This is a genomic window from Pseudomonas sp. HMSC076A11 (assembly GCF_001810205.1).
Classification (GTDB): domain Bacteria; phylum Pseudomonadota; class Gammaproteobacteria; order Pseudomonadales; family Pseudomonadaceae; genus Pseudomonas; species Pseudomonas aeruginosa.
This window is the reverse complement of record NZ_KV800262.1, coordinates 167,580-185,680: the sequence shown is the minus strand read 5'-3', so window position 1 is coordinate 185,680 and position 18,101 is coordinate 167,580. Positions and strand designations below refer to the sequence as shown.

Below are 18,101 nucleotides of genomic sequence, written 5' to 3'. Positions count from 1 at the left end.
ACCGTGGAAGTTCGAGTCTTCTCCTGGGCACCATCTTCAAGACAAACAGCCGAGCATCGCTCGGCTTTTTGTTGTCCGCGATTTTTCCCTTCGAGCCACGCCACCTTCCCCCGCTCGCCGCGGCGCCGACCCCGGAAATGAAAACGGGCCGCATGCGCAGCCCGTTCCGTCATCGCCCCGCTATCCGCCTCAGGCGAATGGATGGCGCAGGATGATGGTTTCGTTGCGGTCCGGACCGGTGGAGATGATATCGATCGGCGCACCCACCAGTTCTTCCACGCGCTTGATGTAGGCGCGGGCGTTGGCCGGCAACTCTTCCAGGGTCTTCGCACCCACGGTCGACTCGCTCCAGCCGGGCATTTCCTCGTAGACCGGCTGCAGGCCGATGTAGCTGTCGGCATCGGTCGGCGCTTCCAGCACATCGCCATCGGCATTCTTGTAGCCGACGCACAGGCGCACCACGTCCAGACCATCGAGCACGTCGAGCTTGGTCAGGCACAGGCCGGAGATGCTGTTGATCTCGATGGCGCGGCGCAGGATCACGGCATCGAACCAGCCGCAGCGACGAGCGCGACCGGTGGTGGCGCCGAACTCGTGGCCGCGCTTGGCCAGGTAGGCGCCGACGTCGTCGAACAGCTCGGTCGGGAACGGACCGGAGCCGACGCGAGTGGTATAGGCCTTGGTGATACCCAGTACGTAGTCCAGGTACAGCGGGCCGAAGCCGGAACCGGTGGCGGTACCGCCAGCGGTGGTGTTGGAACTGGTCACGTAGGGATAGGTGCCATGGTCGATGTCCAGCAGCGATCCCTGGGCGCCTTCGAACATGATGTCCTTGCCGTGCTTGCGCAGGTCGTGCAGGGTCGCAGCGACATCGGCCATCATCGGCTTGAGCAGCTCGGCATACTCCATCGCCTCGTCCAGGGTCTTCTGGAAGTCGATGGCCGGCTCCTTGTAGTAGTGCTGCAGGACGAAGTTATGGTAGTCCAGCAGCTCGCCCAGCTTGGCGGCGAAGCGCTCGCGGTGGAACAGGTCGCCGACGCGCAGGCCGCGACGCGCCACCTTGTCCTCGTATGCCGGGCCGATGCCACGACCGGTGGTGCCGATCTTGGCTTCGCCGCGGGCCTTCTCGCGCGCCTGGTCGAGGGCGACGTGATAGGACAGGATCAGCGGACAGGAAGGACTGATGCGCAGGCGCTCGCGCACCGGCACGCCCTTCTCTTCCAGCTTGGTGATTTCGCGCAGCAGCGCATCCGGCGCCAGCACCACGCCATTGCCGATCAGGCACTGCACGCCTTCGCGCAGGATGCCCGATGGAATCAGGTGCAGGACGGTTTTCTCGCCATCGATCACCAGGGTGTGGCCAGCGTTGTGACCACCCTGGTAGCGAACTACGGCAGCCGCCTGCTCGGTGAGCAGGTCGACGATCTTGCCCTTGCCCTCATCACCCCATTGGGTGCCCAGGACTACGACATTCTTACCCATAACACTTGTCCCCATCGTGGAAGTTCGATGCCGGCCGCGGCCGGCGGAATCTCAGGACGCCAGCGGCGCCACCTGCCAATTGCCATCGCGCAGCGCCAGCTGCCGGTCGCAGCCCGCCTCGCGCGCAGAAGCCGCATCCTGCCCGGGCAGAGCCTGGACGACACGCTGCCCGTCGCGGCGCAGTCGTTGCACCGCCTGCCAGAGCCCGGCCCCTTCGGCCGGCGCCCAGATACCCGATACAGCCTGGTCCAACCGGGCCTGGCCGAGAGTGACCAGGCTTTTCAGATCGGTGGAGAAACCGGTGGCCGGGCGGGCGCGCCCGAAATCGGCACCGATATCATCATAGCGACCGCCCTGGGCGATGGACTGGCCAACGCCGGGCACGAAGGCCGCAAACACCACGCCGGTGTGATAGTGATAGCCACGCAGCTCGCCGAGATCGAAATACAGCGGCAAGCCGGGGAAACGTCCAGCCAGCGAATCGGCGATCTCGATCAGCTCGTTCAGCGCCACCTGGACATCGGCCGGCGCCGCCGCCAGACGGGCACGGCCCTGCTCCAGCGCATCGCGGCCGCCGCATAGCTCGGCCAGCGCACGCAACATGCCGCGCAGCTCGGCAGGCAGGTCTGCAGTCAGCGCCTCGACCTCGTCCACCGCCTTGCGCTGCAAGGCATCGAACAACTGCTGCTCGACTTCGCCGGACAGCCCTGCCGCGCGCGCTAGGCCGCGGTAGATACCGACATGGCCGAGGTCCATGTGCACGTCCGGCACTTCCGCCATCTCGAGCATTTCCAGCATCAGGCTGATCACCTCGACATCGCTGGCAGGGCTCGGATCGCCGTACAGCTCGGCGCCCAGCTGGATCGGACTACGCGAAGTGGACAGCGCGCGCGGCTGCGCATGCAGCACACTGCCGGCATAGCACAGGCGGCTCGGTCCCTCGCGGCGCAGGCTGTGCGCATCCATCCGCGCCACTTGCGGCGTAATGTCGGCACGGAAACCCATGAGCCGGCCGGACGCCGGGTCGGTCACCTTGAAGGTGCGCAGGTCAAGATCCTGTCCCGCGCCGGTGAGCAGCGACTCCAGGTATTCGATATGCGGGGTCACGACGAACTCGTAACCCCAGCGGTGGAACAGATCCAGCACCTGACGGCGGGCTGCTTCGATGCGCGCCGCCTCCGGGGGCAGCACCTCTTCGATCCCATCTGGCAGCAGCCAGCGGTCTACCGTTGCCATTTCGCCTCTCCCCTTTCAGCCGGGCGGCACATCATCAGTGAATCCAGTAAAGAAGCAGGGTGCCGAGCAGCATGCTGCCCAGCCCCACGAGACGCAGGTGACGGTCGCTCAGCCGGCCGATGCCGGTGACCGCCTCGCGCCATTGTCGCGGACACAGGAACGGCAGGATGCCTTCCAGCACCAGCACGAGACAAAAAGCGATGCCGAATTCCTGCCACATGATTCTCGCGGACGCAAAAAAGCCGGGATTTCCCGGCTGGCTCATCATAACACGATTTCTCCGGCGGGCGCTGCCGCCCGCCGGAGAACCGAGTATTACTTGTTGGCCTTGTTCAGATAGCGGAAGAACTCGCTGCTCGGATCGAGCACCAGTACGTCGCGCTTCTCGGCGAAGCTTTCGCGATACGCCTTCAGGCTACGGTAGAAGGAATAGAACTCCGGATCCTGGTTGTAGGCCTTGGCGTAGATGGCGGCAGCCTTGGAGTCGCCGTCACCGCGGGTCTCTTCCGACTCGCGGTAGGCTTCGGCAACGATTACCCGGCGCTGGCGATCGGCATCGGCACGAATGCCTTCGGCCAGTTCGCGACCCTTGGCGCGGTGCTCGCGGGCCTCGCGTTCACGCTCGGTGCTCATCCGCTCGAAGACGCTGCGGTTGACTTCCTTCGGCAGGTCGATGGCCTTGACCCGCACGTCGATCACCTCGATACCCAGCTCCTTCTGCGCCATGCGGTTCAGCGAAGCGGTGATGTCGCCCATCAGCGCGTCGCGCTCGCCCGATACCACTTCATGCAGGGTACGCTTGCCGAACTGGTCGCGCAGACCCGCTTCGAGACGCCGCGACAGGCGTTCGTCGGCGATCTGCTTGAGGCCCGAGGTAGCGGTGTAGAAGCGCTCGGCATCCGCCACCCGCCACTTGGCATAGGCATCCACCATCACCGCTTTCTTTTCCAGGGTCAGGAAGCGCTGGGTCGGGGCATCCAGGGTCAACAGGCGAGCGTCGAACTTGCGCACCTGGTTGACGTACGGGATCTTGAAGTGCAGGCCCGGCTTGACGTCGGACTCGACCACCCGGCCGAAGCGCAACATGACCGCGCGCTCGGTCTGCTGGACTACGTAGACGCTGTTCCACAGGACGATGGCGGCGACGACACCGACGATCAGAGCGATCAAAGACTTGTTGCCCATCAGCGGCTCTCCCTCGTACGCGCGTCTTGCTGGCGCAGGTCGTTGACGATCCGCGACCCCAGGTCGGAAGCGCTGGCGCTGCCACCACCGGCGGAAGCACCGGCACCCGTAGCGGGGGCGGCGTTACGACCATCGATCATCTTGTCCAGCGGCAGGTAGAGCAGGTTGTTCTGCCCCTGCTGACCGGTCACCAGCACCTTGCTGGTCTGGCTGAAGACTTCCTGCATGGTGTCCAGGTACAGACGCTCGCGCGTCACTTCCGGAGCCTTGCGATATTCCACCAGCAGCTTGGAGAAGCGATCCGCCTCGCCCTGGGCGCGCGAAATCACCTCGTCGCGGTAACCGTTGGCTTCTTCGATGATGCGCTGGGCCTGGCCACGCGCCTCCGGCACCACGCCGTTGGCATAGGCTTCGGCCTGGTTCTTCTCGCGCTGCTCGTCCTCGCGGGCCCGGATCACGTCGTCGAACGCTTCCTGCACCTCACGCGGGGCCTGGGCGCTCTGGATGTTCACCTGGGTCACGGTGATACCGGTCCTGTAGGTATCCAGGAAGCGTTGCAGGCGCTCGCGCACCTCGGTCGCCATCTGCTCGCGGCCTTCGGTGAGGATCCGGTCCATGGTGGTGGAGCCGGCGACATGCCGCAGCGCGCTCTCGGTCGCCTGCTGCAGGCTGACCTCGGGCTGGTCGACGTTGAGCACGAAGTCCTGCAGGTTGCTGATCTTGTACTGCACGGTCAGCGGCACTTCGACGATGTTCTCGTCCTCGGTGAGCATCTGCCCCTGCTTGCTGTACGCACGCTCGCGGGTGACGTTCTCCTGGAAGCGCTTGTCGATCGGCGGGAAGTAGAAGTTCAGGCCGGGACCGACCGTCTCGTAATACTTGCCGAAGCGCAGGATGACCGCCTGCTCCTGCTCGTCCACCACATAGATGGCGTTGTACAGCCAGAGCACGGCGAGGATCGCCAGGCCGATGCCGAACAGGCCCAGGCCACCGCCCTTGCCGCCGGAACCGGAGCCGGAACCGTTGCCACTGCGTTTTTTTCCACCGAACAGCCCGTTCAGGCTGTCCTGAAGCTTGCGGAAAGCCTCATCCAGGTCGGGCGGCCCCTTGCGGTCACCACCGCCGCCACCACCACCGCGGCGGCCTCCCCACGGGTCTCGATCGTTGTTGTTCGAGTTGTCACCCGGCTCGTTCCAAGCCATAGCGCTCTCCATCTAGTAACGCGAAACGCGCCTGCGGCGCGGCCACCCATGCTACCGAATGCCCTGCCCGCTGCCAAAAGCAGCGATACGGGCTTTATTGCAAAGTGTGTTGCGCAACGAACTCCGCCGGCTGCCAGCCAGCGCGGCTCGCCAGGCGGTTCAACTCGGCCCGCGGCAGGCGCACCTGCAGCAGGGTACAACCTTCCTCATCGTGCGCCTCGGACTGCACCGCGCCCAGTTCGAACAACTGGGCGCGCAGGCGCCCGAGCCGCTGGGGCAGGCGCAAGGTCCCGACGAAGAGGTCCTCGCCGAGCAGCTCGGCGATGGCCTGGCGCAACAGGTCGAGGCCTTCGCCGGTCTGCGCCGACAGCCAGACGCGCACCGGCTTGCCGGAGTCGTCGCGCTGGATGTGCGGCTCGACCGAGGGTAGCAGGTCGACCTTGTTATAGACCTCGAGCATCGGCAATTCGTTGGCGCCGATCTCGCCGAGCACCGCCAGCACCTGCTCGACCTGCGCATCCCGTTCGGGCTCGTAGGCGTCGATCACGTGCAGCAGGAGGTCGGCGTTGCTCGACTCTTCCAGCGTAGCGCGGAAGGCCTCCACCAGCTTGTGCGGCAGGTGACGGATGAAGCCCACCGTGTCGGCCAGCACCACCGGCCCGAGATCGTCCAGTTGCAGACGACGCAGGGTGGGGTCGAGGGTGGCGAACAACTGGTTGGCGGCATACACCTCGGAGGCGGTGAGCGCATTGAACAGGGTCGACTTGCCGGCGTTGGTATAGCCGACCAGGGAGACCGCCGGGATATCCGCGCGCTTGCGCCCGCGTCGAGCCTGCTCGCGCTGGCTGCGGACCTTCTCCAGGCGCTGCTTGATCTGGCGGATGCGCACGCGCAGCAGGCGTCGGTCGGTTTCCAGCTGGGTCTCGCCCGGACCGCGCAGGCCGATACCGCCTTTCTGCCGTTCGAGGTGGGTCCAGCCGCGTACCAGCCGCGTGCTCATGTGCTCCAGTTGCGCCAGTTCCACCTGCAACTTGCCTTCGTGGGTACGTGCGCGCTGGGCGAAGATGTCGAGGATCAGCCCGGTCCGGTCGAGTACGCGGCACTCGAACGCTCGCTCGAGGTTGCGCTCCTGGCTGGGCGTCAAGGTGTGGTTGAAAATCACCAGCTCGACGTTTTCGGCCTTGACCAGGTCGTGCAACTCCTCGACCTTACCACTGCCGATAAGATATTTGGCGCTCGGCTGGTGGCGGGAGACGCTGACGAATGCCACCGTTTCCGCGCCGGCCGAACGCACCAGCTCCTGGAACTCCTGCGGGTCTTCACGCGCCTCGGGGTTCTGCCCTTCCAGATGCACCAGAACAGCCTGTTCCCCACCACCTGGGCGCTCAAAGAACAAAGCGGACTCCCGTCAAGCGTTGCCCGGCTCGGCCGGCTGGTCACCGCTCGGCAGACGCACCGGACGGCTCGGTACCACGGTGGAGATCGCGTGCTTGTAAACCATCTGGCTGACGGTGTTCTTCAGCAGGATGACAAACTGGTCGAAGGACTCGATCTGGCCTTGCAGCTTGATGCCGTTGACCAGATAGATGGAAACCGGGACGCGTTCTTTCCGCAGGGTATTGAGGTAAGGGTCTTGTAGCGAATGCCCTTTTGACATGTGCCGCACTCCTTTAAGGATCGTAGTTTGAAGTAGTCGAATAGGGTGACTTGGCGCCGTCCAAACTCCGGTCTCGCTCCGGAAACAGACGGACAAATTAAGGTCTCAGGCCAATATGGAGACCGTTTTCAGGTATTTCAAGGCACGCGGCAGATTGTCACCTGCTAGGCTGTCCATCCAGTGTAGATGGCTCCAGCTTCGCAGCCAGGTGAACTGGCGCTTGGCCAACTGGCGGGTAGCGATGATGCCGCGTTCGGTCATTTCAGCGTAGGACAGCTTGCCATCCAGGTAATCCCACACCTGACGGTAACCCACGGCTCTAATAGACGGTAATCCTGCATGCAAGTCACTTCTGGCATGCAGTGCTTCGACCTCGGCGATGAAACCCTGTTCCAGCATCTGGCGAAAACGCTGCGCAATCCGCGCGTGCAACACCTGGCGCTGCTCGGGAGCAATCGCCAGCTGAGCGACAGTATACGGCAATTGATTCCTGCCTGACGCGTCAAAATCCGCCTTTTCAGCGCTTTGCCGGCGACGCAGGTCGCTCATCGACACCCCGCCGAGGCGATACACCTCGAGCGCCCGCATCAGTCGCTGCGGATCGTTGGGGTGGATACGCGCAGCCGATTCCGGGTCGACCTCGGCGAGTTGCCGGTGCAGCGCCTCCCAACCTTCGGCCTGGGCCTCGGCCTCGATCGCCGCGCGCACCTCGGGATCGGCGCCGGGCATGTCGGCCAGGCCCTCGAGCAACGCCTTGTAATAGAGCATGGTGCCCCCCACCAGCAGGGGAGTCCTGCCGCGCGCGGTGGCCTCGGCCATCGCCGCCAGGGCGTCGGCGCGAAACTCCGCGGCCGAATAGCTCTCCGCCGGGTCGCGGATATCGATCAGGCGGTGCGGATAGCGCGCCAGCAGCTCCCGGGAAGGCTTGGCCGTACCGATATCCATGCCGCGGTAGATCAGCGCCGAGTCGACGCTGATCAGCTCGCAGGGCAGCGCATCGGCCAGCGCCATCGCCAGGTCGGTCTTGCCGGCGGCGGTCGGCCCCATGAGAAAGATGGCGGGAGGCAGGGAAGACATCGGAACGCTCTTGGACAAAGCGCATAGCTTCGGGCTTTGCTTCCGAAGCTGCAAGGCTCAGCGTCCGCGCAGGAAGAGCTTGTCCAGCTCGTCCAGGCCCAGTTGGGTCCAGGTCGGACGCCCATGGTTGCACTGGCCGCTGCGCTCGGTGATTTCCATGTCGCGCAACAGGGCGTTCATTTCCGGCAGGGTCAGGCGCCGGTTGGCGCGCACCGCACCATGGCAGGCCATGGTGCCGAGCAACTCGTTCAGGTGCGCCTGGATACGGTCGCTGGTGCCGTATTCCAGCAGGTCGGCGATGACATCGCGCACCAACTGGGTCGCCTCCGCCTGCTTGAGCAGCGCAGGGATCTGCCGGATAGCCAGGCTTTCCGGCCCCAGGCGCTGCAGCTCGAAGCCCAGGCGCTGGAACCAGCTGGAATGCTCTTCCGCGCAATCCGCCTCGCGCTCGCTGACCGCGATCGACTCCGGCACCAGCAACGGCTGCCCACGCAAGCCTTCGCTGGCCATCGCCACCTTGAGGCGCTCGTAGGTGATCCGCTCGTGGGCCGCGTGCATGTCCACCAGCACCAGGCCGTGGGCGTTCTCGGCGAGGATGTAGATGCCCTTGAGCTGCGCCAGGGCGTAACCCAGCGGCGGGATGTCCTGGGCGCTCTCGGGCAACGCGGCTGGCGCCTCGCCCGCGGGTAACGGCGCGAAGTAGGCCTTGTAGGCGCCACCGGCCTCGGCCAGAGAGGGCGGCGCCTCCGGCCGGGTATAGGCGGAATAGCCGGAGGAGCCGCCGGAGGCCGATGAGCCGCCACTCCAGCCCACCCGTGCCGCCGGACTCTCCAGCACGCTCTCGGCCAGGCGCATCTCGCCCTGCGGGCCGAACTCGCCGGCGGCAGCGCCGGTCGGACGCGGCTCGGTCAGGCTGGTCGCCCCCGGCGGCGCGAGCTGGTCGTCGGGACGGACCTCGCCCAGCGCACGATGCAGGGTGCCATAGAGGAAGTCATGGACCATCCGGCTGTCACGGAAGCGAACTTCGTGCTTGGTCGGGTGCACGTTGACGTCCACCACCGCCGGATCGACTTCGAAGAACAGCACGAAGGTCGGATGCCGGCCGTTGTACAGCACGTCGCGATAAGCCTGGCGCACCGCGTGGGCGACCAGCTTGTCGCGCACCATGCGCCCGTTCACATAGAAGTACTGCAGGTCCGGCTGGCTGCGGGAGAAGGTCGGCAAGCCGACCCAACCCCACAGGTGCAGGCCGTTGCGCTCGACCTCGATCGGCAGCGCCTGCTCGAGGAATGCCTGGCCGCACACCGCGCCGACCCGGCGCGCGCGGGCCAGCTCGTCTCGCGCCTCGTGCAGGGCGAAGATGGTCTTGCCGTTGTGGCGCAGGTGGAAAGCCACGTCGAAACGGGCCAGCGCCAGGCGCTTGATGACTTCCTGCAGATGGTCGAACTCGGTCTTCTCGGCGCGCAGGAACTTGCGCCGCGCCGGGGTGTTGAAGAACAGGTCGCGAACCTCGACGCTGGTCCCCACCGGGTGCGCCGCCGGCTGTACCCGCGGCTGCATGTCGCGGCCCTCGGTTTCCACCTGCCAGGCTTCGCCGGCGTCGGCGGTACGCGAGGTCATGGTCAGGCGCGCTACCGAGCTGATCGAGGCCAGCGCCTCGCCACGGAAGCCGAGGCTCATCACCCGCTCCAGGTCTTCCAGCTCGCGGATCTTGCTGGTGGCGTGGCGAGCCAGGGCCAGCGGCAGGTCGTCGGCGGGGATGCCGCGACCGTCGTCGCGCACTCGCAGCAACTTGATGCCGCCCTGCTCGACCTCCACATCAATGCGCCGGGAACCGGCGTCAAGGCTGTTTTCCAGGAGTTCCTTGGCCACCGAGGCGGGACGCTCGACCACCTCACCGGCGGCGATCTGGTTCGCCAGCCGCGGACTCAGCAGCTGGATACGCGGTGCTTCACTCATCACTGGGCCGCCAGGGCGGTGCTCGGGATGGACAGGGCCTGGCCGACTTTCAGGTTGTCGCTGGACAGGCTGTTGCTGCTACGCAGCGCGGCCATGCTCACTTCATAGCGCTGGGCGATCATCGCCAGGGTCTCTCCGGGCCGCACCACGTGCTCGCGCGGCCCCATGGAGAGCTTGCCCTGGGCGCGCAAAGAGGCGATGTAGGTGCCGGGCGGCGGGCTCTGCTGGAAATACTGGCGGATGCCGCTGGTGATCGAACGCGCCAAGGCCTGCTGATGGCTGGCGCTGGCCAGCTTGCGCGACTCGTTGACGTTCGAGATGAAGCCGGTTTCCACCAGGATCGATGGGATGTCCGGCGACTTCAGCACCATGAACCCGGCCTGCTCGACACGACGCTTGTGCAGCGAAGTGATGCGGCCGACATTGGTCAGTACCTTATGGCCGACATCCAGGCTCGACGAGAGGGTGGCGGTCATCGACAGGTCGAGCAGCACGCCGGCGAGCATCTGGTCCTTGTCGCCGAGGCTGACGCTGCCATCGCCGCCGATCAGGTCGGAACGGTTCTCGCTGTCGGCCAGCCAGCGCGCGGTTTCCGAAGTGGCGCCGCGGTCGGACAGGGCGAACACCGAGGCACCGAAGGCGCTGCGGCTCGGCGCGGCGTCGGCATGGATCGAGACGAACAGGTCGGCGCCCTTCTTGCGGGCGATCTCGGTGCGCTTGCGCAGCGGGATGAAATAGTCGCCGGTACGGGTCAGCTCGGCCCGGTAACCGCGCACCTGGTTGATCTGGCGTTGCAGCTCGCGAGCGATCGACAGGGTGATGTTCTTCTCGTGCAACCCGCCCGGGCCAAGGGCGCCAGGGTCTTCACCGCCGTGGCCGGCGTCGATGGCGATGACGATATCGCGGGTGCCGCCCTTGGTTGGCAGCGGCAGCTTGGCCACCGGCTGGGTCGGCGTCACCGGGGTGACCGGCACGCTCGGGGTCGGCGTCGCGGGTACGTCCGGGGTCAGGTCAGCGCCCTGGTCGTAGAGATCGACCACCAGGCGGTTGCCGTATTGCTGGTTGGGCGGCAGGACGAAGCTTTTCGGGGTGACCTGCGCCGACAGGTCGAGGACCATGCGCAGGTCGTTGGGCGTGCGCTGGGCGGAGCGCACCGCGGTGATCGGGGTGTTGCCGAGCTTGAGACCGTTGAGCTGGGTCGCCAGTTGGGCGCCGCTGACGTCGATGACGATACGGTTGGGCGCGGCCAGGGTGAACAGGCTGTGCTGCACCGGACCGGAGAGATCGAAGACCAGACGGGTGTTGTCCGGAGCGCGCCAGATCCGCACGCTCTTGATTTGCGCGGCGGCCAGAACCTCGCCGACCTGGCAGGCCAGCAGAATCATCACCCCAGTCAACAACGTCCGCAGACGCAAGCCCCAACCCATCGTTTTTCTCATGCTCCCATGGTCAGGGTGGCACACCAGGCTTCGCCCCGCGCACCGTGCGGTACCAGGCGCAGTGTCCGTCCACCCGCTTGGGCAGTAATGGTAATGTCCAGATCGGCGGTTGGCAAAACGCCCGCACCGCGCTCGGGCCACTCGATCAGACAGAGTGCGCTGCCGTCGAAATAGTCGCGGATGCCGAAGAACTCCAATTCCTCCGCATCGGCGAGCCGGTACAGGTCGAAATGGTAGGCGCGCAGCTCGCCGATTTCGTAAGGCTCGACCAGGGTAAAGGTCGGGCTTTTCACCGAGCCGGCATGGCCGAGGCCGCGCAGGATGCCGCGCGAGAGGGTGGTCTTGCCGGCGCCGAGGTCGCCATGCAGGTAGATCACCCCCTGCCCCCCGCTGGCCCGGGCGATGCGCCCGCCCAGTTCGAGCATCGCGTCTTCCCCTTCGGCGGACAGGATCACTTCAGACACGGACTGCACTCCTCGAGCAACTGACGAACGGTAGGTATGAGATCGGTCGCCGCCAGCCCACGACCCTGGGCGCCGAGCCGCTCACCGGCGGCGGCATGCAGCCAGACCGCCAGGCAGGCCGCCTCGAACGCCTCCACGCGCTGGGCCAGCAAGGCACCGGTGATGCCCGACAGCACGTCACCCAGGCCGGCACCAGCCATCGCCGGATGCCCCTGGGAACAGACGGCAAGTCGTCCGTCGGGCGCGGCGACCAGGCTGCCGGCGCCCTTCAGCACCACCACCGCCTGGTAGCGACGCGCCAGTTCCAGCGCCGCCGCCGGGCGATCCGCCTGCACCTCGGCGGTCGAGCGACCCAACAGGCGCGCGGCCTCGCCGGGATGCGGCGTCAGAATCCATGTCCGCGGCCCTGCTCCGACCGGTTCCAGGGCCAGCAGGTTCAACGCGTCGGCATCCCAGACCTGCGGCAACGGTCGCGACCGGACAGCGCTCAGCAGGCTACGCCCCCAGGCGCGCTGGCCAAGACCGGGACCGAGCACCAGCACGCTGGCGCGTTCGGCAAGGGCCAGCAGTTGGTTCGCCGACGCCACGCCATGGGCCATGACCTCGGGACAACGGCTCAGCAACGCCGGCACATGTTCGACGCGGGTCGCCGCCGAGACCAGCCCGGCGCCGCAGCGCAGGGCGCTTTCCGCGGCCAGTAGCACTGCCCCGCCCATGCCGGTGTCGCCGCCGACCACCAGAAGGTGGCCGAACAGCCCCTTGTGCGCGGTCCGCGGCCGCGCTGCCAGACTCGGCAGGGCATTTCGTGCCAGACGGTGGGCCCGGGGCTGGAGCCCTTGCAACACGACGGCGTCGCTGCCGAGTTCGTCGAACACCAGCTCGCCGACCCGTGCCGGCGCCTCGCCAGTGAACAGCCCGATCTTCAGGCCGATGAAAGTCACTGTCAGATCCGCCCTGATCGCTTCCCCCAATACCGCACCGGTGTCGGCGCTCAAGCCGGAAGGAATATCCACCGCCAGCACCGGCAGGTCGGCGGCGTTGGCCAGGCGGATGGCCTGCGCAAAGGGCTCGCGCACGGCACCTGCCAGGCCGGTGCCGAGCAATGCATCCACTACTACGCCCTCGAGCACGGCGCACTCGCTCCAGGGCTCCACCACGACCCCGGTCGCCAGCACGGCGGCATGCGCCTGCGCCGCGTCGCCGGCAAGCCGCTGCGGCGCCGCGACCGCCAGCACCCGCACTCGCCAACCCGCACGTTGCGCCAGCGCCGCGATCAGGTAGCCGTCGCCGGCATTGTTGCCGTGCCCGGCGAGCACCGTCAGCGCCGCGGCCTCCGGCCAACGGCGGCGCAAGGCACGCCAGGCGGCGTGGGCGGCGCGCTGCATGAGTTCGAAGCCCGGCGTGCCGGCGGCGATCAGGCGCGCATCGAGGTCGCGCACCTGGGCGGCGGAATAGAGGGCGAGTGGCAGGTCGTCGTGCTGGAAGGTCATGGTCATCGGATCGATTCGGCGTCAGGCGCGCAGTCTGGCAGAATTATACCTATCCCATTTCGCTTTCCCTCGTCTTCGTTGCCTCCCATGACTCCCCAGCCTCTGGCCGACAACCTTTCCCCGCCGGACCCCGCCCGCCTCGCCCAGTCCATCAAGGACTGGGGCCGCGAGCTGGGGTTCCAGCAGGTCGGTATCAGCGACGTCGAGCTGGGCGAGCACGAAGCGCACCTGCAGCGCTGGCTGGAGGCCGGCTACCACGGCGAGATGGACTACATGGCGGCGCACGGCAGCAAGCGCTCGCGACCTGCCGAGCTGGTTCCCGGCACGCTGCGGGTGATCTCTCTGCGCATGGATTACCTGCCCGGCGACACGCGCATGGCGCAGGTCCTCGCGACGCCGGAAAAAGCCTACGTCTCGCGCTACGCCCTCGGCCGCGACTACCACAAGCTGATCCGCAAGCGTCTGCAACAACTGGCCGAGCGCATCCAGGCCGAAGTCGGCCCGTTCGGTTTCCGCGCCTTCGTTGACAGCGCGCCGGTGCTGGAAAAGGCCATCGCCGAACAGGCCGGCCTCGGCTGGATCGGCAAGAACACGCTGGTGCTCAACCGCAAGGCCGGCAGCTACTTCTTCCTCGGCGAGCTGTTCGTCGACATGCCGCTACCCGTCGACCCGGCGATGGACAGCGAGCATTGCGGACGCTGCTCGGCCTGCCTGGACATCTGCCCGACCGCGGCCTTCGTCGGCCCCTACCGGCTGGACGCGCGACGCTGCATCTCCTACCTGACCATCGAGTACAAGGGCGCGATTCCGCTGGAGCTGCGACCACTGATCGGCAACCGGGTATTCGGCTGCGACGACTGCCAGATCGTCTGCCCATGGAATCGCTTCGCCCGCCCCACCGGGCAGGGCGACTTCCAGCCGCGCCACAGCCTGGACAACGCCGAACTCGCCGAACTGTTCCTCTGGAGCGAGGAGGAGTTCCTCGGCCGCACCGAGGGTTCGCCGCTGCGCCGCGCCGGCTACGAGCGCTGGTTGCGCAACCTGGCGGTGGGGCTGGGCAACGCGCCCTCGACCATCCCGGTGCTGGAGGCGCTGAAGGCGCGCCGCGGGTTCCCTTCGGAGCTGGTCCGCGAGCACGTGGAATGGGCCCTGCGGCGCCACGGGGAAACCTAGCCCGGCCGGCGCCTGCCGTCCGGTCCGGACGGATCAGAGCTTGATGAAGTGGTCGCGGTAGTGGCGCAGCTCGGCGATCGACTCGCGGATATCGTCCAGCGCCAGGTGGGTGTTGCCCTTCTTGAAGCTCTCGCGGACCTGCGGCGCCCAGCGCGCGGCCAGCTCCTTGAGGGTGGAGACGTCGAGGTTGCGGTAGTGGAAGTAGCCTTCCAGCCTGGGCATGTGCCTATAGAGGAAGCGGCGGTCCTGGCAGATGCTGTTGCCGCAGATCGGCGAGCTGCGCTTGGGCACCCACTGCTCGAGGAAGGCCAGGGTCTGCGCCTCGGCCTCGGCCATGCTCACGGTACTTTCCCGAACCCTTTGGGTCAGGCCGGACTGGCCGTGCTGGCGGGTATTCCACTCGTCCATGCCGGCGAGGATTTCCTCTGGCTGGTGGATGGCGATCACCGGTCCTTCGGCCAGGGTGTTGAGGTCACTGTCGGTGACGATGGTGGCCATCTCGATGATGACGTCCCGGTCCGGATCGAGGCCGGTCATCTCCAGGTCGATCCAGATAAGGTTCTGCGGGTTCTGCATGGGGAGTCGCTCCAGTCGCTATGCCGTGCATTCTAGCGTGGAACGCCGCCGCGCGAATGATGGCGGCGCGCCCATGTTAAACTCGCCGCCGATTTTTCATGCGGACGCATCATGGCCAAACGCCACTTGACCCGCCGGCAGAGCTGGCGCATCGAAAAGATCCAGGAAGAACGCGCGGCCCGGGCGGCCCGTCGCGAGTCGCGTGCCGTGGACGAGCTGGAAGGCGGCGACCTGGGACCGGAGCAGACCGGCCAGGTGATCGCTCATTTCGGGGTTCAGGTAGAGGTCGAGTCCGCCGACGGCCAGGTTTCCCGCTGTCACCTGCGCGCCAACCTGCCGGCACTGGTGACTGGCGACCAGGTGGTCTGGCGCGCCGGCAACCAGGGCATCGGCGTGATCGTCGCGCAATTGCCGCGCCGCTCCGAGCTGTGCCGCCCGGACATGCGCGGGCTGCTCAAGCCGGTGGCGGCCAACGTCGACCGCATCGTCATCGTCTTCGCCCCGCGTCCCGAACCGCACGCCAACCTGATCGACCGCTACCTGATCGCCGCCGAACATGCCGGCATCCAGCCGCTGCTGCTGCTGAACAAGGCCGACCTGGTCGACGAGAGCAATGCCGAAGGCATCGATGCGCTGCTGAATGTCTACCGCACCCTGGGTTACCCGCTGATCGAGGTGTCGGCCTTCAATGGCCTGGCGATGGACGAACTGCGCGGCGCGCTGGACGCTCACGTGAGCGTCTTCGTCGGGCAGTCCGGGGTAGGCAAGTCGTCGCTGGTGAATGCCTTGTTGCCGGGTGTCGACACCCGTGTCGGCGACCTCTCCACGGTGACCGGCAAGGGCACCCATACCACCACCACCGCGCGACTGTTCCATTTTCCCGGCGGCGGCGACCTGATCGACTCGCCCGGCATCCGTGAGTTCGGCCTGGGGCACGTGTCGCGAGACGATGTCGAGGCCGGTTTCATCGAGTTCCGCGACCTGCTCGGACATTGCCGCTTCCGCGACTGCAAGCACGACCGTGAACCAGGTTGCGCCCTGCTCCAGGCCTTGGAGGACGGGCGCATCATGCCGCAACGCATGGCCAGCTACCGGCACATTCTGGCAAGCATGCCGGAAACGGACTACTGAACCTCAGTCGCCCTTGATCTGCTCCAGCTTCAGGCTGCCGCCGTCGTCGAACAGGTTGAGCTTCTTCTGCACCTCGTCCGCCGGTAGCGAAGGTTGCGCGCCCGCCGCCGGTGCCTCGGCAGCCGGCTTCGGCTGCTCGCCCGGGGCAGCCGCGGGGGCGCTGGCTTCGGGAGCGCCGGTCTCGCCTTCGATGGCCTTCTGCGCCTTGCGGGTCAGGACCACGATGTCGATCCGCCGGTTCACCGGGTTCAGCGGGTCCTTGTCGTCGAACAGGCGTGCCGAGGCATAGCCGACAACCTGGGCGATCTGCCCTTCCGGATAGCCGCCGGCGACCAGTGCTCGGCGCGCGGCGTTGGCGCGATTGGCCGATAGCTCCCAGTTGCCGAAGTCGCCGTTGCCGGCATAGGGCTTGGCGTCGGTGTGGCCGCTGATGCTGATCTTGTTCGGCACCTGGCGGATGGTCTCGGCCATGGCCAGCAGGATGTCCTCGAAATACGGCTGCAGGCGCGCGCTGCCGAGGTCGAACATCGGCCGGTTGGCGGCGTCGACGATCTGGATGCGCAGGCCGTCGCGGGTGATCTCGAAGTGGATCTGGTCCTTGAAGTCCTTGAGCATCGGATTTTCGTCGACCTTGTTCTGCAACTCCTGCAGCAGCAGCGCCAGGCGCTCTCGCTCAACCTGCTCGGCGAGGTTCTCGGCCTGGTCGGCGTTGACCTGGTGGTCCTGCTCGGGGCTGATCCGGCTTTCGTTGGAGTCCGGCTGGGCCTGGACCTGCGGATTGAGGGTCTTGTCCGGCGCCGGCGTCGGCGTGCCGCCGAGGTCGATGACGTAGGGGCTGGCGCTTTCGCTGAAACCGATGGGGTCCTGGAAGTATCCGGAAATCGCCTTCTTCTGCTCCGGGGTGGCCGAAGACAGCAGCCAGAGCACCAGGAAGAACGCCATCATCGCCGTGGCGAAGTCGGCGAAGGCGATCTTCCACGAGCCGCCGTGGTGGCCGGCGGCATAGCGCTTGACGCGCTTGACGATGATCGGCTGGTTATTGTCCATCTATCGACAGTGCCTCCACTCAGCGGCCACGCACGGCCTGCTCGAGCTCGGCGAAGGTCGGCCGATGGGCGGGCAGCAGCACCTTGCGGCCGAACTCGACGGCCAGCGAAGGCGGCATGCCGGAAGCGGAAGCGACCAGGCAGGCCTTGATCGCCTCGAACATGTTCAACTCTTCCTTGGCATCGTGCTCCAGCGCGACGGCCAGGGGGCCGACGAAGCCGTAGGCGGCGAGAATCCCGAGGAAGGTACCCACCAGGGCGGCGGCGACGTGGTGGCCGATCTCCGCCTGGCTGCCTTCGCCAAGCAACGCCATGGTGATGACGATGCCGAGTACCGCGGCGACGATACCGAAGCCCGGCAGGGCGTCGGCGACCTTGGTCACCGCGTGGGACGGATGCTCCAGGTCCTCCTTGAGACTGGACAGCTCCATGTCGAACAGGCCTTCCAGCTCGTGCGGCGCCATGTTGCCGGAGGACATGATGCGCAGGTAGTCGCAGACATAGGCGGTCATCCGTTCGTCCTTCAGCACGCCGGGGTACTTGCTGAAGATGGGACTGGCCGCGGGGTCCTCGATGTCCGCCTCAATCGCCATCATCCCTTCGCGCCGGCTCTTGTTGAGGATCTCGTAGAGCATGCCCAGCACCTCGAGGTAGTAGGTCTGGGTAAAGCGGTTGCTGAACATCTTCGGCGCTTTCTTCAGCACCACCATGAACGTGCTGCCCGGGTTGGCCTGGAGGAACGCCCCCAGTGCCGCACCGCCGATGATCAGGACCTCGAAGGGCTGGATGATGGCGCCGATCTTGCCGCCGGAGAGCAGGAAGCCCCCGAGGACACTGGCGAAAACGACGATGATGCCGATGATTTTTGACATGAGGACCGGACGTGCGAAATGAACAGGATAAGGAGGGGGACTGCTAGGCTCCCTCTTGTTATCGGTTGCTAGCCGCAAGACTATAGTCCGAATACTCGAAAAGCCAGTTCGC

Annotated in this window: 18 protein-coding genes; 3 read left to right on the top strand and 15 right to left on the bottom strand. The window is 66.4% G+C overall.

The genetic code is table 11. The annotated features are described in order from the left end of the window. Positions 1–215: hypothetical protein (locus HMPREF2716_RS29715; protein WP_204372600.1), on the top strand; the 215-nt coding region annotated here is incomplete at its 5' end. Here the strand turns inward: HMPREF2716_RS29715 and HMPREF2716_RS02210 are convergent. From HMPREF2716_RS02210 to HMPREF2716_RS02155, 12 genes are all read right to left on the bottom strand, one after another. Then, positions 190–1,482: an adenylosuccinate synthase gene (locus HMPREF2716_RS02210; protein WP_003095642.1), complete on the bottom strand. Its 1,293-nt coding sequence runs from the start codon at positions 1,480–1,482 to the stop codon at positions 190–192. The genes HMPREF2716_RS29715 and HMPREF2716_RS02210 overlap by 26 nt on opposite strands. A 51-nt stretch (positions 1,483–1,533) precedes the next feature. Further along, positions 1,534–2,718: an ATP phosphoribosyltransferase regulatory subunit gene (locus HMPREF2716_RS02205; protein WP_003095644.1), complete on the bottom strand. Its 1,185-nt coding sequence runs from the start codon at positions 2,716–2,718 to the stop codon at positions 1,534–1,536. Positions 2,719–2,752: 34 nt separating this feature from the next. After that, on the bottom strand, positions 2,753–2,938 hold the full coding sequence (locus HMPREF2716_RS02200; protein ID WP_003095647.1) for a DUF2065 domain-containing protein: 186 nt from the start codon (positions 2,936–2,938) through the stop codon (positions 2,753–2,755). Positions 2,939–3,033: 95 nt separating this feature from the next. Further along, positions 3,034–3,903, bottom strand: a complete 870-nt coding sequence (gene hflC / locus HMPREF2716_RS02195) for a protease modulator HflC (protein ID WP_003106429.1) — start codon at positions 3,901–3,903, stop codon at positions 3,034–3,036. Next, positions 3,903–5,105 carry an FtsH protease activity modulator HflK gene (gene hflK, locus HMPREF2716_RS02190; RefSeq protein ID WP_003106427.1) on the bottom strand — a complete coding sequence of 401 codons (1,203 nt, stop codon included), beginning with the start codon at positions 5,103–5,105 and terminating at the stop codon, positions 3,903–3,905. Before hflK ends, hflC begins: the two co-directional genes overlap by 1 nt. A gap of 94 nt (positions 5,106–5,199) precedes the next feature. After that, a complete protein-coding gene (gene hflX / locus HMPREF2716_RS02185; protein ID WP_003095652.1) occupies positions 5,200–6,501 on the bottom strand; it encodes a ribosome rescue GTPase HflX in 1,302 nt (433 codons plus the stop codon). Positions 6,502–6,513: 12 nt separating this feature from the next. Next, positions 6,514–6,762, bottom strand: coding sequence for an RNA chaperone Hfq (gene hfq / locus HMPREF2716_RS02180; protein WP_003095657.1), 249 nt, complete (start codon positions 6,760–6,762; stop codon positions 6,514–6,516). Positions 6,763–6,867: 105 nt separating this feature from the next. Beyond that, a complete protein-coding gene (gene miaA, locus HMPREF2716_RS02175; RefSeq protein WP_043492425.1) occupies positions 6,868–7,839 on the bottom strand; it encodes a tRNA (adenosine(37)-N6)-dimethylallyltransferase MiaA in 972 nt (323 codons plus the stop codon). Between the two features lie 57 nt (positions 7,840–7,896). After that, positions 7,897–9,798 carry a DNA mismatch repair endonuclease MutL gene (gene mutL / locus HMPREF2716_RS02170; protein WP_003106411.1) on the bottom strand — a complete coding sequence of 634 codons (1,902 nt, stop codon included), beginning with the start codon at positions 9,796–9,798 and terminating at the stop codon, positions 7,897–7,899. After that, positions 9,798–11,225: an N-acetylmuramoyl-L-alanine amidase AmiB gene (gene amiB, locus HMPREF2716_RS02165; protein WP_003123571.1), complete on the bottom strand. Its 1,428-nt coding sequence runs from the start codon at positions 11,223–11,225 to the stop codon at positions 9,798–9,800. Before amiB ends, mutL begins: the two co-directional genes overlap by 1 nt. Before the next feature lie 8 nt (positions 11,226–11,233). After that, the gene (gene tsaE, locus HMPREF2716_RS02160; protein ID WP_003106408.1) at positions 11,234–11,701 is read right to left on the bottom strand and encodes a tRNA (adenosine(37)-N6)-threonylcarbamoyltransferase complex ATPase subunit type 1 TsaE; all 468 of its coding nucleotides are present in this window, start codon (positions 11,699–11,701) and stop codon (positions 11,234–11,236) included. Further along, a complete protein-coding gene (locus HMPREF2716_RS02155) occupies positions 11,689–13,197 on the bottom strand; it encodes a bifunctional ADP-dependent NAD(P)H-hydrate dehydratase/NAD(P)H-hydrate epimerase (RefSeq protein ID WP_073650799.1) in 1,509 nt (502 codons plus the stop codon). Before HMPREF2716_RS02155 ends, tsaE begins: the two co-directional genes overlap by 13 nt. Positions 13,198–13,278: 81 nt before the next feature. On the opposite strand from HMPREF2716_RS02155, the gene queG reads away from it, so the two are divergent. Next, complete coding sequence (queG, locus tag HMPREF2716_RS02150; RefSeq protein WP_003110324.1) at positions 13,279–14,364, top strand: tRNA epoxyqueuosine(34) reductase QueG; 1,086 nt, start codon at positions 13,279–13,281, stop codon at positions 14,362–14,364. 33 nt (positions 14,365–14,397) lie between these two features. On the opposite strand, the gene orn is transcribed toward queG, so the two are convergent. After that, positions 14,398–14,940, bottom strand: coding sequence for an oligoribonuclease (gene orn, locus HMPREF2716_RS02145; protein WP_003095671.1), 543 nt, complete (start codon positions 14,938–14,940; stop codon positions 14,398–14,400). Positions 14,941–15,051: 111 nt separating this feature from the next. Between orn and rsgA the strand changes: the two genes are divergently transcribed. Then, positions 15,052–16,071: a small ribosomal subunit biogenesis GTPase RsgA gene (gene rsgA / locus HMPREF2716_RS02140; RefSeq protein ID WP_003095672.1), complete on the top strand. Its 1,020-nt coding sequence runs from the start codon at positions 15,052–15,054 to the stop codon at positions 16,069–16,071. Positions 16,072–16,074: 3 nt separating this feature from the next. Here rsgA and motB read toward each other — a convergent pair whose 3' ends face one another. Together motB and motA are read right to left on the bottom strand one after the other, a co-directional pair. Then, a complete protein-coding gene (motB, locus tag HMPREF2716_RS02135) occupies positions 16,075–17,118 on the bottom strand; it encodes a flagellar motor protein MotB (protein WP_003095673.1) in 1,044 nt (347 codons plus the stop codon). Between the two features lie 19 nt (positions 17,119–17,137). Continuing rightward, entirely contained in the window at positions 17,138–17,989 is an 852-nt protein-coding gene (gene motA / locus HMPREF2716_RS02130) for a flagellar motor stator protein MotA (protein ID WP_003095674.1), read from the bottom strand. Positions 17,990–18,101: the final 112 nt, after the last annotated feature.

Excerpts from the sequence above, each read along its gene's own strand:
- HMPREF2716_RS02205 (WP_003095644.1), bottom strand. The coding sequence starts at position 2,718 with ATGGCAACGGTAGACCGCTGGCTGCTGCCAGATGGGATCGAAGAGGTG.
- queG (WP_003110324.1), top strand. The coding sequence starts at position 13,279 with ATGACTCCCCAGCCTCTGGCCGACAACCTTTCCCCGCCGGACCCCGCC.
- hfq (WP_003095657.1), bottom strand. The coding sequence starts at position 6,762 with ATGTCAAAAGGGCATTCGCTACAAGACCCTTACCTCAATACCCTGCGG.
- motA (WP_003095674.1), bottom strand. The coding sequence starts at position 17,989 with ATGTCAAAAATCATCGGCATCATCGTCGTTTTCGCCAGTGTCCTCGGG.
- amiB (WP_003123571.1), bottom strand. The coding sequence starts at position 11,225 with ATGGGTTGGGGCTTGCGTCTGCGGACGTTGTTGACTGGGGTGATGATT.
- orn (WP_003095671.1), bottom strand. The coding sequence starts at position 14,940 with ATGCAGAACCCGCAGAACCTTATCTGGATCGACCTGGAGATGACCGGC.
- rsgA (WP_003095672.1), top strand. The coding sequence starts at position 15,052 with ATGGCCAAACGCCACTTGACCCGCCGGCAGAGCTGGCGCATCGAAAAG.
- HMPREF2716_RS02200 (WP_003095647.1), bottom strand. The coding sequence starts at position 2,938 with ATGTGGCAGGAATTCGGCATCGCTTTTTGTCTCGTGCTGGTGCTGGAA.
- motB (WP_003095673.1), bottom strand. The coding sequence starts at position 17,118 with ATGGACAATAACCAGCCGATCATCGTCAAGCGCGTCAAGCGCTATGCC.
- mutL (WP_003106411.1), bottom strand. The coding sequence starts at position 9,798 with ATGAGTGAAGCACCGCGTATCCAGCTGCTGAGTCCGCGGCTGGCGAAC.
- hflC (WP_003106429.1), bottom strand. The coding sequence starts at position 3,903 with ATGGGCAACAAGTCTTTGATCGCTCTGATCGTCGGTGTCGTCGCCGCC.
- hflK (WP_003106427.1), bottom strand. The coding sequence starts at position 5,105 with ATGGCTTGGAACGAGCCGGGTGACAACTCGAACAACAACGATCGAGAC.
- HMPREF2716_RS02155 (WP_073650799.1), bottom strand. The coding sequence starts at position 13,197 with ATGACCATGACCTTCCAGCACGACGACCTGCCACTCGCCCTCTATTCC.
- miaA (WP_043492425.1), bottom strand. The coding sequence starts at position 7,839 with ATGTCTTCCCTGCCTCCCGCCATCTTTCTCATGGGGCCGACCGCCGCC.
- HMPREF2716_RS02210 (WP_003095642.1), bottom strand. The coding sequence starts at position 1,482 with ATGGGTAAGAATGTCGTAGTCCTGGGCACCCAATGGGGTGATGAGGGC.